Origin of the sequence: Trinickia dinghuensis, from assembly GCF_003367175.1 — a bacterium.
In the GTDB taxonomy this organism is placed as follows: Bacteria; Pseudomonadota; Gammaproteobacteria; order Burkholderiales; family Burkholderiaceae; genus Trinickia; species Trinickia dinghuensis.
The window spans coordinates 459,356-473,841 of the sequence record NZ_QRGA01000006.1; the positions used below are offsets into that span (position 1 = coordinate 459,356).

Annotated in this window: 12 protein-coding genes; 3 read left to right on the forward strand and 9 right to left on the reverse strand. The window is 62.9% G+C overall.

What is annotated here, in order from left to right; genetic code table 11:
* Positions 1–72: 72 nt before the first annotated feature.
* From rpoD to DWV00_RS11990, 5 genes are all read right to left on the reverse strand, one after another.
* The gene (gene rpoD / locus DWV00_RS11970; RefSeq protein ID WP_425452757.1) at positions 73–2,307 is read right to left on the reverse strand and encodes an RNA polymerase sigma factor RpoD; all 2,235 of its coding nucleotides are present in this window, start codon (positions 2,305–2,307) and stop codon (positions 73–75) included.
* 347 nt (positions 2,308–2,654) lie between these two features.
* Entirely contained in the window at positions 2,655–4,541 is a 1,887-nt protein-coding gene (gene dnaG, locus DWV00_RS11975; protein WP_115533770.1) for a DNA primase, read from the reverse strand.
* Between the two features lie 81 nt (positions 4,542–4,622).
* Positions 4,623–5,069, reverse strand: coding sequence for a GatB/YqeY domain-containing protein (locus DWV00_RS11980; protein ID WP_115533771.1), 447 nt, complete (start codon positions 5,067–5,069; stop codon positions 4,623–4,625).
* A gap of 167 nt (positions 5,070–5,236) precedes the next feature.
* The gene (gene rpsU / locus DWV00_RS11985) at positions 5,237–5,449 is read right to left on the reverse strand and encodes a 30S ribosomal protein S21 (RefSeq protein WP_115533772.1); all 213 of its coding nucleotides are present in this window, start codon (positions 5,447–5,449) and stop codon (positions 5,237–5,239) included.
* Between the two features lie 68 nt (positions 5,450–5,517).
* The gene (locus DWV00_RS11990; protein ID WP_115533906.1) at positions 5,518–6,738 is read right to left on the reverse strand and encodes a BaiN/RdsA family NAD(P)/FAD-dependent oxidoreductase; all 1,221 of its coding nucleotides are present in this window, start codon (positions 6,736–6,738) and stop codon (positions 5,518–5,520) included.
* A 114-nt stretch (positions 6,739–6,852) separates the two neighbouring features.
* Here DWV00_RS11990 and tsaD point away from each other — a divergent pair, with 114 nt between their 5' ends.
* Positions 6,853–7,878 carry a tRNA (adenosine(37)-N6)-threonylcarbamoyltransferase complex transferase subunit TsaD gene (gene tsaD / locus DWV00_RS11995; RefSeq protein ID WP_115533773.1) on the forward strand — a complete coding sequence of 342 codons (1,026 nt, stop codon included), beginning with the start codon at positions 6,853–6,855 and terminating at the stop codon, positions 7,876–7,878.
* A 33-nt stretch (positions 7,879–7,911) separates the two neighbouring features.
* Here tsaD and folE2 read toward each other — a convergent pair whose 3' ends face one another.
* From folE2 to DWV00_RS12015, 4 genes are all read right to left on the reverse strand, one after another.
* Positions 7,912–8,730 carry a GTP cyclohydrolase FolE2 gene (folE2, locus tag DWV00_RS12000; RefSeq protein ID WP_115533774.1) on the reverse strand — a complete coding sequence of 273 codons (819 nt, stop codon included), beginning with the start codon at positions 8,728–8,730 and terminating at the stop codon, positions 7,912–7,914.
* A 149-nt stretch (positions 8,731–8,879) separates the two neighbouring features.
* Positions 8,880–10,778 carry a 1-deoxy-D-xylulose-5-phosphate synthase gene (gene dxs / locus DWV00_RS12005; RefSeq protein WP_115533775.1) on the reverse strand — a complete coding sequence of 633 codons (1,899 nt, stop codon included), beginning with the start codon at positions 10,776–10,778 and terminating at the stop codon, positions 8,880–8,882.
* 83 nt (positions 10,779–10,861) lie between these two features.
* The gene (locus tag DWV00_RS12010) at positions 10,862–11,746 is read right to left on the reverse strand and encodes a polyprenyl synthetase family protein (protein WP_115533776.1); all 885 of its coding nucleotides are present in this window, start codon (positions 11,744–11,746) and stop codon (positions 10,862–10,864) included.
* Positions 11,743–12,045 carry an exodeoxyribonuclease VII small subunit gene (locus DWV00_RS12015; RefSeq protein WP_115533777.1) on the reverse strand — a complete coding sequence of 101 codons (303 nt, stop codon included), beginning with the start codon at positions 12,043–12,045 and terminating at the stop codon, positions 11,743–11,745. Before DWV00_RS12015 ends, DWV00_RS12010 begins: the two co-directional genes overlap by 4 nt.
* A gap of 280 nt (positions 12,046–12,325) precedes the next feature.
* Between DWV00_RS12015 and DWV00_RS12020 the strand changes: the two genes are divergently transcribed.
* Positions 12,326–13,432, forward strand: coding sequence for an aromatic ring-hydroxylating oxygenase subunit alpha (locus DWV00_RS12020; protein WP_115533778.1), 1,107 nt, complete (start codon positions 12,326–12,328; stop codon positions 13,430–13,432).
* Positions 13,433–13,612: 180 nt separating this feature from the next.
* Positions 13,613–14,485: a sulfurtransferase gene (locus DWV00_RS12025; RefSeq protein ID WP_115533779.1), complete on the forward strand. Its 873-nt coding sequence runs from the start codon at positions 13,613–13,615 to the stop codon at positions 14,483–14,485.
* Position 14,486 lies beyond the last annotated feature (1 nt).

The window sequence follows — 14,486 nt, forward strand, 5'->3', positions numbered from 1 at the left end:
CAGTAGCGTTCCTACAAAAAAGGCCCGGTATATGAACCCGGGCCTCTCTACCACCTAACCGATCCAGCCGAATCAGTTCCCTTCGAGGAACGACTTCAGCTTGTCCGAGCGGCTCGGGTGACGCAGCTTGCGCAGCGCCTTGGCTTCGATCTGGCGGATCCGCTCGCGCGTCACGTCGAACTGCTTACCCACTTCTTCCAACGTGTGATCCGTGCTCATTTCGATACCGAAACGCATGCGCAGCACCTTCGCCTCGCGCGGCGTCAACGAATCGAGCACGTCCTTCACGACGTCGCGCATGCTCGCATGCAACGCGGCATCCGACGGCGCCACCGTGTTCGAATCCTCGATGAAATCGCCAAGGTGCGAATCGTCGTCGTCGCCGATCGGCGTTTCCATGGAGATCGGCTCCTTCGCGATCTTCATGATCTTGCGGATCTTGTCCTCGGGCATCTCCATCTTTTCCGCGAGCGTAGCCGGATCGGGCTCGAGACCCGTCTCCTGCAGAATCTGCCGCGAAATACGGTTCATCTTGTTGATCGTCTCGATCATGTGAACCGGAATACGGATCGTGCGCGCCTGGTCGGCGATCGAACGCGTAATGGCCTGGCGAATCCACCACGTTGCGTACGTCGAGAACTTGTAGCCGCGGCGATATTCGAACTTGTCCACCGCCTTCATCAAACCGATGTTGCCTTCCTGGATCAAATCGAGGAACTGCAAACCGCGGTTCGTGTACTTCTTCGCGATCGAAATCACGAGACGCAAGTTCGCCTCGGTCATTTCGCGCTTGGCCTGACGCGCCTTCAATTCGCCGGCCGCCATCTGACGGTTCGTTTCCTTCAAATCCTTCAGCGGCAGAACCACACGTGCCTGCAAATCGAGCAGACGCTGCTGCTGCTCGCGAATGGCCGGGATGTTGCGCGACAGGATCGCGCTGAACCCATGGCCTTCCGCCACGACCTTCTCCGACCACTCGAGATCGGTCTCGTTGCTCGGGAAGCGGGCGATGAATTCCGAACGCGGCATGCCGCACTTGTCGACGACGATGTGCAGAATCTGACGCTCGACCTGACGCACTTCATCTACTTGCGCACGCAACGTGTCGCACAGACGCTCGACCGTACGCGCCGTGAAGCGGATCGACATCAGTTCGTTCTGGATCGTCTCTTGCGCCTTCAGGTACGACTTCGATTTGTAGCCTTCCTTTTCGAAAGCGCGACGCATCTTGTCGAACCACTCGCTGATCATCGCGAACTTCTCGAGCGACGTACGCTTGAGTGCCTCGAGCTGCGCCGCATTGGCCGTAGCCTGCGCGCTGCCGTCGTCCTCTTCTTCCTCGTCGCTCTCTTCTTCCTCTTCCTCTTCGGTCTCGTTCTCGATCGCCTCGGCCTCTTGCGCCGAGAAGCCGTCGGTGTCTTCCGCGTTCGGATCGATCAGGCCGTCGACGAGTTCGTCGATACGAATTTCCTCGTTCGCGACGCGCTCGGCCATCGCAAGAATGTCGGCGATCGTCGTCGGGCATGCCGAAATCGCCATCACCATGTGCTTCAGGCCGTCTTCGATCCGCTTCGCGATCTCGATTTCGCCTTCGCGCGTGAGCAGCTCGACCGTACCCATTTCCCGCATGTACATACGGACCGGGTCAGTCGTACGGCCAAACTCCGAATCGACCGTGGACAACGCAACTTCGGCTTCCTCTTCGACTTCGTCGTCCGACGACGCGGCAGGCGCGTTGTCGTTGAGCAGCAGCGTTTCCGCATCGGGCGCCTGCTCGTAGACGGCCACGCCCATGTCGTTGAACGTGCTGATGATGCCTTCGATCGCTTCGGTTTCGGCGAAGTTATCGGGCAAGTGGTCGTTGATTTCGGCGTACGTCAGAAAGCCACGCTCTTTGCCGAGCTTGATCAGCGCGCGCAGCTTCGAGCGGCGCTCTTCGAGCTCCTCCGCCGTGCCGGGCTGACTCGACGCGAACGCGTCCTTCAGCAGCGCCTTCTCCTTGGCGCGACGATCGCGCGCCTTGGCTTTCTCGCCCTTGCCAGGAGCAGCTTGCTGCTCTTCGGCTTGGGTTGCTTCGTCTTCGACGGATACTTCGTTCAGCTTTTTCGTCATGGAGTTCGCCATACCGGCTATAGTCTCGACTCGCGGCTGCTGGACTTCAGCCGGTTGCACCGTGGATACTTGGGTCTCGCGCACTGCCGAATCGTCCGGCGTGGCAGCCGCGCCCTCTGCGCTTTTCGGGTCAATCCGCCTCGCGGCGTCGGCCCTCGTCTCCGGCTTGGCGGACGTCTTTGCCGCCTTGGTCATATCGGCGGCTGCCGCCGAAGTTCGCACAGCCCCCGAGCTTGCCGATCTCTTGCCGGCCCGCCCGGCTGTACTTGCAGCCGATGCCTCGCCGCCAGAAGCGTCAGCGGATTGCGCAACAACCACGTTACGTTTCGGCTCCATCGCGCGCCGGCCGGGGTTCCGGGCATCGCCCTTGCTGGTCCCCGTCGCGCTTCTCGTAGCCGATCGTTTGCTCGCAGTCCTTGCCATCGCTATATCGCCTCTGCCGCAGCGCTACTGCTCAGAAAAGACAAATTAAACCGCTGAAAACCTTTTATTATAGCACACACGGCCTAATCCCCCTTTCGAAGTCGAAGTCTCAGCCACAGTCAAAGTCCCAGCCTCCGTTTCATGTCGGCTCGCTGTCGGTTCAGTTCCGTGAATTGCTCGATCTCGTCCGGTGTGAGCTTCGACTGTCGCGACAGACGCTCCAGTCGCTCGCAGCACGTGTCATAGCGGATTTTCAGAATGGCCGCCTGGAATTCCTCGGCGGCGATACGCTCGCGCTCTTGCTGCTGCTCGGCCGTCGCGGCGTCTTCCGCGTCGTGCATCAACAAATCGCGTACGTTTTCATCATAGTCCAGAATTTCGTGGAAAATTTCTTCGAACGTCGCGGCGTTCGCCCCGTTTCGAAGCAGGTCCGACAAGAGACGAAACTCGGCCGTATCGCCCAACGCACGGGCGTGCGTCGCCGCCTCGGCGAACAGTTCGCCATGGTGGCTCTGATTGAACAGGCTCTCCTCGCTCTCGTCGTCGAGCACCGACACGATCCGCGGATACATCACCAAATTGCGCAACGCCCGCTCCTCGATACCCGTGACGCGGCGCCGATCCTTGCGCGCGGGCGCCTGCCGGACCGGAGCCGCGATGCGCGTATCGACGTCGCATAATGCGGCCACTTCCTCGAACGGCACATCCAGCCGATCGGCGAACATGTGCATGATCTGCGCGCGCAGCGCATTGGCGGGCAATGCCTGCAGCAGCGGCTTCGCATCGAACAGCGCCCGCGCCCGCCCTTCCGGCGTATCGAGTTCCTTGCCGGCCAACACTTCGTTCAGCATGAATTGCGAAAGCGGCAGCGCATGCTCGATCTGCTCCGAAAACGCGTCCTTGCCGAATTCCCGGACGTAGCTGTCGGGATCGTGCTCCGTCGGCAGGAACAGGAACCGGATGGTGCGGTTGTCGGCCGCGTGCGGCAAGCAGGCATCCAGCGCCCGGCGCGCGGCGCGCCGCCCGGCCGCATCGCCGTCGAAGCTGAAAATGACCGTATCCGTCTGCCGCAGCAGCTTTTGCACGTGAATCGGCGTGCACGCCGTGCCAAGGGTCGCAACGGCATTCGGAAAGCCGAGCTGCGCCAGCGCGACGACGTCCATATACCCTTCCACCACGAGCACCGAGTGCGCCTCGCGGATCGCCAAGCGCGCCTCGAACAGCCCGTACAGTTCGCTACCCTTGCTAAATAGAGGCGTTTCCGGCGAATTCAAATACTTCGGCTCGCCGCCGTCGAGCACACGGCCGCCGAAGCCGATCACCTGCCCCTTGACGTTGCGGATCGGGAACATGATCCGCTCGCGGAAGCGGTCGTAGCGGCGCGGCTGGCCTTGCGCGTCGAGTTTCTCGCTGACGATGACGAGCCCCGCTTCGGCCAGCCCGTCGTTGCGGTAATCGGGGAAAACGGCTTCGAGGTTCTGCCAGCCGTCCGGTGCGTAGCCGAGCCCGAAACGCGCGGCGATTTCGCCGGTCAGCCCGCGCTTCTTCAGGTACTGGATCGCTTGCGGCGCCCCGCGCAAAGCTTTGCGGTAGTAATCGCAGGCCGTCTGCATCAGATCGGACAACGCGGCGACGGCCCGGCCATCGGTCTGCGCAAACCGTTCCGAACCCGAGCCCCCCTTCTCGCCGCCGTAGCCGCCGCGCGTGGGCGACGGCTCCTGCGGCACCGTCAAGCCGGCCGATTGGGCCAGATCGCCCACGGCTTCGGGGAACGAGAGCCCTGCATGCTCCATCAAGAAACCGATCGCGGTACCGTGCGCGCCGCAACCGAAGCAGTGATAAAACTGCTTAGTAGGACTAACGGTAAACGAAGGGCTTTTCTCGTTATGGAACGGGCACAAGCCCATGAAATTCGCACCGCCCTTTTTGAGCTGGACGTACTTGCCCACCACGTCGACGATGTCGATGCGGTTCAGCAGATCCTGAAGGAAAGCGGCTGGAATCACGAGCGATTTGAGGAAACCGCGCTCACGCGAGCCCGTGCGCCAGGCATATGCACCGGCGACACCCCCGCGTGACGCACGCGATTACTTGGCCAACGCTGCTTTCACGAGCGCGGACACCGCCGTCATGTCGGCACGGCCCGCCAGCTTGCTTTTGAGCGCCGCCATGACCTTGCCCATGTCCTGCGGGCCCGTCGCGCCCATCTCGGCCACGGTGGCCTGCACCTGCTCGGCGATCTCCGCTTCCGATAGTTGCGCCGGCATATAACCGGTCAGCACTTCAAGTTCGGCACGTTCCTGATCGACGAGATCGGTACGGCCGGCCGCTTCGAATTGGCTGATCGAGTCCTTGCGCTGCTTGATCATTTTGTCGATGACGGCCGTGATGGCGGCATCGTCGAGCGTGATGCGTTCGTCGACTTCACGTTGCTTGATGGCGGCCAGCAGCAAACGAACCGTGGCAAGACGGCCCGTTTCGCGCGCACGCATTGCAGCTTTCATGTCGTCGTTGATGCGATCTTTGAGACTCATCTTTCACCCGAATACAAGAAAAACAAGAAGAGAACAAAACTACTGAACTGAACTGAATGGGACAACGATCTCGCATGGCGCTGAGCGCAAAAACCCGCTTGGGATGCTTCCTCAAGCGGGTTTCGCGCAAGCCGCCCGTGCAAACGACCGCGGCCGGCGCCGGGGTATCAATAGAATTTTTTGGGGAGCATTTGGCTGCGCAGGCGCTTGAAGTGGCGCTTCACGGCAGCAGCCTTCTTGCGCTTGCGCTCCGCAGTCGGCTTTTCGAAGAACTCGCGCGCGCGAAGCTCGGTCAGCAGACCGTTCTTCTCGATCGTGCGCTTGAAGCGGCGCATGGCGACTTCGAAGGGCTCGTTCTCTTTAACGCGGATGATCGTCATGTTTCCAAACGAAAATTCCCAAAGGTTCGGGAGTATAGCAGACCTTCTTCACATTTACACGAAAGTTGTCAAGCACTATGTGTAAATTCGAAGGCCGCTTCGCCCGCCGCCACACCGGCCGCCCAAGCCCATTGAAAATTGTAGCCGCCGAGCCAGCCCGTGACGTCCACCGCCTCTCCGATGAAGTACAGCCCAGGCACGCGCATGCTCATCATCGTCGTCGACGACAGCTCCTTCGTATCGACGCCGCCCTTCGTGACCTCCGCCTTGCGATACCCCTCGGTCCCGGACGGTGTCAGCGTCCAGCGCGAAAACGCCTCGCCGAGGCGGCGCAACGTTTTATCTGATAAATCGGCCAGACGCGCCTCCGTCGAAACGTCGTGCGCTTCGAGCCACGCATCGGCCAAGCGAGCGGGCATCCACTGCGCAAGCAGATTGCCGATTTGCCGCTTGGTCCCGTTCGATTTGCCTTCGAGCAACTCAGCGGCGGCATCGCGGCCGGGCAGCAGATCGATCACGATTGGATCCCCGCTCTGCCAGTAAGTCGAGATCTGCAGCACGCCGGGGCCGGACAGCCCTCGGTGCGTGAACAGCAAGTCCTCGACGAACGAGCCCTGCGCGCGCTTTTGCCCGGTCGCCACCTCGACTTCGAGCGACACGCCGGCCAGCGTCGAGAACGGCGACCATTCATCGGATGAAAACGTCAACGGCACGAGCGCCGGCCGCATATCGACGAGCTTGTGTCCAAATTGCTTGGCAACACGGTAGGCGAAGTCCGTGGCGCCGATCTTGGGGATCGAGAGCCCGCCGGTCGCGATAACGAGCGCCTGTGCGGCGATTTCACCCGCATTCGTGTCGAGCGAAAAGCTTCCGGCCTCGCTGCGGCGCACCCCCTCCACGGCAACGGGGCGCCGCCAGGCAATGCGCCCGGCATCGCACTCGGCCTTCAGCATGTCGATGATCGATTCGCTCGAGTGATCGCAGAACAGTTGCCCGCGATGCTTCTCGTGCCACGTGACGCGATGGGCCTTCAATAGCGCGAGAAAATCGCGCGGCGTATAGCGTGCGAGCGCCGAACGGCAAAAATGGGGATTGGCCGAGATGTAGTTCGCGGGGCCGGCCTGCAGGTTCGTGAAGTTGCAGCGCCCGCCGCCTGAAATGCGGATTTTCTCGGCTAGGCGCGGCGCATGATCGATCAGGACGACGCGCGCCCCGCGCTGTCCGGCGACGGCCGCGCACATCATGCCGGCGGCGCCCGCGCCGATGACGGCGATGTCAAAAGATTCCATGGCGCGCATTCTACCTGCGCGGGCGGCTTCGCTTGAGGCGCACTGCTATACTTTTACGTTTCCCACGCATTCCATGCGGTATCGGCCAAACGCCGGCCGCGGTCACCTACCCCTATGCTCGCTCTCGGCATCGAAAGCTCGTGCGACGAAACCGGGCTCGCGCTCTACGACACCGAGCGCGGCCTGCTCGCCCATGCGCTGCATTCGCAAATCGCGATGCACCGCGAATACGGCGGCGTCGTTCCCGAACTCGCCTCGCGCGATCACATTCGCCGAGCCCTGCCGTTGCTCGAAGATGTCCTCGCGCGTTCGAACGCGTCGCGCGAAGACATCGATGCGATTGCGTTCACGCAGGGCCCGGGGCTGGCGGGGGCATTGCTCGTCGGCGCCAGCATCGCGAATGCACTGGCGATGGCGTGGGACAAGCCGACCGTCGGCATCCATCATCTCGAGGGCCATCTGCTCTCGCCGTTGCTCGTCGATGAGCCGCCGCCGTTTCCGTTCGTCGCGCTGCTCGTATCGGGTGGCCATACGCAGCTCATGCGCGTCGCCGATGTCGGCGAGTACGAGACGCTCGGAGAAACGCTCGACGATGCAGCTGGCGAAGCGTTCGACAAGACGGCCAAGCTGCTGGGCCTCGGCTATCCGGGCGGGCCCGAGGTTTCTCGGCTCGCCGAATTCGGCACGCCGGGCACCTTTACGCTGCCGCGGCCGATGCTGCACTCGGGCAATCTCGATTTCAGCTTCAGCGGGCTGAAAACGGCTGTCCTAACGCACACGAAGCAACTCGGGGCCAACGTCTGCGAGCAAGAGAAAGCCGATTTGGCGCGCGGGTTCGTCGATGCGGCCGTGGAAGTGCTCGTCGCGAAATCGCTGGCCGCGCTGAAGAAGACACGGTTGAAGCGTCTCGTGGTGGCCGGCGGCGTAGGCGCGAATCGGCAACTGAGGGAAGCGCTGTCCGCCGCCGCAAACAAGCGCGGCTTCGACGTACATTACCCTGATCTTTCGCTGTGCACCGACAACGGCGCGATGATCGCGCTGGCCGGCGCATTGCGGCTCCAGCGCTGGCCCGAGCAGGCCAACAAGGATTACGCGTTCACGGTCAAGCCGCGCTGGGATTTGTCGTCGCTCGCGCGATAAGCGGAGCGACGGACGGTCTAATCTCGCAGGCTATCAAGCGGCTGCAGCCGCAGTGCGCTTATCGTGCTCGATAACGGCATAGGCGCTGTGGTTGTGAATCGATTCGAAGTTCTCCGCTTCGAGCACGTATGACACGATGCGCTCGTCTTCGTTGAGACGCTGCGCCACATCGCGCACGAGATCTTCGACGAACTTCGGATTCTCGTAGGCACGCTCCGTCACGAACTTCTCGTCGGGACGCTTGAGCAAGCCCCACAATTCGCACGATGCCTCTTCCTCGGCCATGCGGATCAAGTCTTCCACCGGCAGATCGGCAAGCAACTCGACCTCGATCGTCACATGCGAGCGCTGATTGTGCGCACCGTATTGGGAGATCTCCTTCGAACACGGGCACAGGCTCGTCACGGGCACCAGGACACGCATGAACGTGCGAACCTCGCCGTTGCGCGATTGCCCCTTCAACGTCACCTCGTAATCGAGCAAGCTCGATACGCCCGAAACCGGCGCGACCTTGGGCACGAAGTACGGGAACGTCACTTCGATGCGGCCGCCCGTCGCTTCGAGCTTGTCGAGCATCTCGGCCAGCAGCTTGCGAAACGTGGCCGGCTCGAGCGGCGCCTTGTTCCCCTCGAGCAGCGCGACGAAGCGCGACATGTGCGTGCCTTTCTGATGAGCGGGCAAGTGCACGTCGAGGCTCCACGTCCCCACCGTCGGCTGCACTTCGCCGCTCGCGTTGCGCACCGTCAACGGATGACGCACGCCCTTGACCCCAACGCGCTGAATCGGAATCTGCCGCGTGTCGACCGTGCTTTGCACGTCAGGCATCACGAAGGCGGGGTTCATTTGGTTCATCGTTGTTATGTCCTAGTGGGCGCAGCTGAGAGGCCGGCAAGCAAAAGCCGGCGCGAGAGGCGCGCCAATAAACGAAAAATGGGCCCGAAGGCCCATGCATGCATCTAAGCATCCAATCATGGGCGGCCGCCTGAGCGGCCAGCCCGGGATCAGGCGACGCGCTGCGCCGCGAGCTTGGCCGCCGGCTCGAGAAAGCGCGTGCGAATCGACTTTTCGATGCCCGCGCCGTCAAGGCCGCATTCCGCCAACAGCTTGGCCGGATCGCCATGATCGATGAAGGTGTCAGGGAGGCCCAATTGTAGTACGGGACGAACAACCCCATTGGCAAGCAGGGATTCGACGCAAGCAGAGCCCGCGCCACCCATGACGCAGCCTTCCTCGACCGTGACGAGGAAATCGTGCGTTTGCGCAAGCTCGCGCACGAGATCGGCATCGATCGGCTTCACGAACCGCATGTTGGCCACCGTGGCGTCGAGCCCCTCGGCCGCGGCCAGCGTCGGCGCGACCATCGTGCCGAACGCCAGGATCGCAATGCGGCTGCCCTTGGGGGCCGTCGATTCACGGCGAACCTCGCCTTTGCCCACCGGCAGCGCCGTCATCTGCTTGACCGTGGCCACGCCCGTGCCCGCGCCGCGCGGATAACGCACGGACGTCGGATTCGGCTGCTGCAGTGCCGTATACAGCATTTGACGGCACTCGTTTTCATCGGCCGGCACCATCACCGTCATGTTCGGGATGCAGCGCAGGAAGGCGATATCGTACGCGCCGGCATGCGTTGCACCGTCCGCACCGACGAGGCCCGAGCGGTCGATCGCGAAGACGACGGGCAGGTTCTGCAATGCCACATCGTGAATCAATTGATCGTACGCACGCTGCAGGAACGTCGAATAGATCGCGACGACGGGCTTCATCCCTTCGGCCGCGATGCCGCCCGCGAACGTCACCGCGTGCTGCTCGGCGATGCCAACGTCGTAGTAGCGATCCGGGAAGCGCTTCTCGAACTCGACCATGCCGGAGCCTTCGCGCATGGCCGGCGTGATGCCGACGACGCTCGAATCGAATTCGGCCGCATCGCACAGCCACTCGCCGAATACCTGCGTGTACGTCTTCTTCGAAGGCGTCGTGCTCGGCTTGATACCCTCGGCCGGGTTGAACTTGCCGGGGCCGTGATAAAGCACCGGATCGGCTTCGGCGAGCTTGTAGCCTTGGCCCTTTTTCGTGACGACGTGCAGGAATTGCGGGCCGCGCAATTCGCGGATGTTTTGCAGCGTCGGAATCAGCGAATCGAGATCGTGACCGTCGATCGGTCCGATGTAATTGAAGCCGAATTCCTCGAACAACGTAGCCGGCACGACCATGCCCTTCGCGTGCTCTTCGAGCTTGCGAGCCAGTTCGAGCATCGGCGGCGCGACGCGCAGCACGCGCTCGACGCCCGCGCGGGCGGCCGCGTAGAACCGCCCCGACATCAACCGGGCCAGATGGCGATTGAGCGCGCCCACGGGCGGCGAAATCGACATGTCGTTGTCGTTGAGGATGACGAGCAGGGGCACGTCGTCGCACACGCCCGCATTGTTCATCGCCTCGAAGGCCATGCCGGCCGTCATCGCACCGTCGCCGATCACGGCGATGGAGAAACGGTCGATGCCTTCGAGCTTGCTCGCGATCGCCATGCCCAGCGCGGCCGAGATCGACGTGCTGGAGTGAGCCGTGCCGAACGTGTCGTACTGCGACTCGGAGCGGCGCGGGAAGCCCGAGATACCGCCGCGTTGACGCAGCGACGGCATGCGGTCGCGGCGCCCGGTCAGAATCTTGTGAGGATAGGTTTGGTGGCCGACATCCCAAACGATCCGATCGTGCGGCGTATCGAATACGTAGTGCAAGGCGATCGTCAGCTCGACGGTGCCGAGATTCGACGACAGATGCCCGCCCGTCTGCGACACGCTGTCGAGCACGAATGCGCGCAACTCGTCGGCAAGCGGATTCAATTGACGGCGGTCTAGGCGGCGCAAATCCGCCGGGTCGTCGATGGTTTTCAACAAGTCGTACATCGTCGTTCCATTGTAGGAAAAGTTACGCGCCCACTTTTTTCTCGCGCTTCTCGAGGCCTATCGCGCGGTAGCGGGCTTCGCGTTCAACTCACCCGGTTCACCACCAGGTCGGCAAGCTCGGCCAGACGCCGGGCACGCTCGCCGAAGGGCGCGAGCGCATCGTGCGCATCGCGGCGCAATTGCGCCGCCAGGGCTCGCGAGGCATCCAGCCCGATAATCGACACGTAGGTCGGCTTGCCGGCCATCGCGTCCTTGCCCGCGGTCTTGCCGAGCGTCGCGGAATCGGTCGTGACGTCGAGAATGTCGTCGACCACCTGGAATGCCAGCCCCACGGCGGCGGCATAGACGTCGAGCGCGCGCAGAACCTCGGCATCGGGCACTGTCCCCGCCAGTGCGCCCATGCGGACCGAGGCGCGCAGCAAGGCGCCCGTCTTCATTCGATGCATCGTCTCGAGCTGCGGCCGAGTCAGCGCCAGCCCCACGCTCGCCAAATCGATCGCCTGGCCGCCGGCCATGCCGATCGAACCGCTCGCGACCGCCAGTTCGCGCACGAGCGAGGCTTGCGCGCGCGTGTCGAGCGCCGTCTCGTCGGTCAGCACGATGAATGCCTGCGATTGCAAGGCATCGCCGACCAGCAGCGCCGTCGCTTCGTCGTACTGAACGTGCACCGTCGGCTTGCCGCGGCGCAGATCGTCGTCGTCCATGCACGGCATGTCGTCGTGCACGAGCGAGTACACGTGAATCATTTCGAGCGCGGCGGATGCCGCCTCGAGGGCCTCGGGCCGCGCCCCCGTCAACTCGCCCGCGGCATGCACGAGCAACGGACGCACGCGCTTGCCGCCGCCCAGCACCGCATAGCGCATGGCTTCATGCAGGCGCGCCGGCTCGATGGCCGTTGCGGGCAAATAGCGCTCGAGGGCCGTTTCGACGCGCGCGAGCACCGCGCGCGTCCATTCTTCAAAAGTCATAGATCGTCTCCGCTGTCCGCGGGGGCCGTACCGGTAGCCAGCGGCTTGAGCGTCTCGCCGTCGAGGACGCGCACCTGCTGCTCCACCTTTTCCAGCTGCTGCTGACAAAACGCCACGAGGGCCGCGCCGCGACGATACGCGGCCAGCGATTCCTCGAGGCTCAGGGCGCCGCTCTCCATTCGGGAAACCAGCTCTTCCAGCTCGGCCACCGCTGCTTCATAGTTCTGGGGCAGCGCCGCGTCCCCTTGTTCGCCGCCGGGCACGGGCGCGGCCGCGCCTTCAGCTGCTGTCTTCGCCATCGGGATCGGGGTGAAATTAAAAACAAGTCGGACATTCTACGGCAAAAGCGCGGAACCCGACCCATCAGCCGCCCCTCTAGCCCGGTCAAACCGAGGGCAAAAAAACAACACTCGCGCCTTCGTCCAGGTATGAAGGATCGCTTCTTGCTCGCGTTTTTTGACCCAAATCATGGACTTAAGCGCCCCAACCGCAGGGGAAAGGGTATAATCGCCGGTTCCCTAAATCGAATCTTCGATGGTTGGGTTGTTCGCTGCTTTCACGTTTTCATCGGGAGTGGGAATGTCCAATCTGAGCGCTGCATTGCAGCTCAAGGCCATTTCGAGCCAACTGCCGGTCACGGCTTACTTCGACGAAGCGCTCCTCGCGCGAGAAATCGAAACACTTTTCAAGAAGGGTCCTCGCTACGTCGGGCATGATTTGATGGTGCCCGAGGCGGGAAATTATTTCGCTCTGCCTAGCGAGAACGAAGGGCGCGTGCTCGTCCGCAACCCGCGTTCGCAGGTGGAGCTGCTCTCGAACGTCTGCCGCCATCGCCAGGCGATCATGCTGAATGGCCGCGGCCAGGCGGAGAACATCGTCTGCCCCCTCCATCGTTGGACCTACAACCTCGACGGAGAGTTGCTGGGCGCGCCGCATTTCGCCGACAACCCGTGCCTGAACCTCGGCGCCACGCCGCTGCAGAACTGGCACGGCCTGCTGTTCGAGGCGCAGGGCCGCGATATCGCGAAAGATCTCGCCAAGCTCGGCACGCAGCAGCATTTCGACTTCTCGGACTATATGTTCGATCGCGTCGAAGTGCACGAGTGCAATTACAACTGGAAGTCGTTCATCGAGGTCTACCTCGAGGATTACCATGTCGTCCCGTTCCATCCGGGCCTCGGCAGCTTCGTCAATTGCGACGATCTCACCTGGGAATTCGGCGAATGGTACAGCGTGCAGACCGTCGGCGTGCATAACGGCTTGGCCAAAGCCGGCAGCCCGATCTATCGCAAGTGGCACGATGAAGTGCTGCGCATGCGCGGCGGCAAGCCGCCCGAGTACGGCGCCATTTGGATGGTCTACTACCCGGGGCTCATGATCGAGTGGTATCCGCACGTGCTGGTGGTCTCCTGGCTGATTCCGCGCGGCCCGCGGAAAACGACGAACATCGTCGAGTTCTATTACCCCGAGGAAATCGCACTGTTCGAACGCGAATTCATCGAAGCCGAGCGCGCCGCCTATATGGAAACCGCGCGCGAGGACGACGAGATCGCCGAACGGATGGACGCCGGCCGCCTCGCGCTGCTCCAGCGCGGCGAATCGCAGGTCGGGCCGTACCAAAGCCCGATGGAAGACGGAATGCAGCATTTCCACGAGTTCCTGCGGCGCGAACTCGGGCCAATTTGACGATCTGAAGGGCTGAAGCACCGGGCGGCCGGTCTGACGGCCGGCGCGTGCAACCCGCAACCGGCCGTAAGACGGGCAAGATGGCGAAAATGCCTCTTGCCCGTCTTTTTGTTTAGACTGCAATTATCGTCATCCACGCGCCATCCACGCGCGAGTTCGCTCGCCAACGAGGAGTCCATCATGCCGCACACGCATTACACCACGCTGATCTCGGCCGACAATCTCGCCGAGCGCTTGTCCAACGCGCCGGGCAGCGTGCTCGTCTTCGATTGCAGCTTCGATCTCGGCAACCCCGACGCGGGAGAGAAGGCCTATGCGGCAGGCCATATTCCCGGCGCCCGCTATCTCAACCTCGACCGCGATCTTTCGGGCGCGAAAACGGGCAAGAACGGGCGTCACCCGCTGCCCGGGCGCGACGCGCTCGTCGCGACGCTCGCCAAGCACGGTTTGAAGCAGGGCCAGCAGGTCGCTGCCTACGATGCGCAAGGCGGCGCCTATGCCGCGCGGCTTTGGTGGCTGTTGCGCTGGCTCGGACACGATTCGGTGGCCGTGCTCGACGGCGGGCTGCAAGCGTGGCAAGCCGGCGGACAGAAGCTCGATACGGCAGCGCCCGCCGCGGCGGCGCAAGGGGACTTCAAAGCCGGTGCTCCGCTTGCGGCGACCGTCGATGCCGCCCATTTGCTGGCCAACTTGAAGACCGGCGATCAGGTTGTCGTCGATGCGCGGTCCGCCGATCGCTATCGCGGCGAGAACGAAACGATCGATCCGGTGGCCGGCCACATTCCCGGCGCGCTGAATCGCTTCTTCAAGGACAACCTCACGGCCGATGGGCGCTTCAAATCGGCCCATACGCTGCGCGACGAGTTCGGCGCGGTCATCGGGCAGAAGCAACCCGAGCACGTCGTGCTGCAATGCGGGTCGGGCGTGACGGCCTGCCATAACGCGCTGGCGATGGAAGTGGCTGGGTTGCACGGGGCTGTGCTTTATGCCGGTTCGTGGAGCGAGTGGTGCGCCGACCCGTCGCGGCCGGTGGCTACCGGGCCGAATCCGTAAA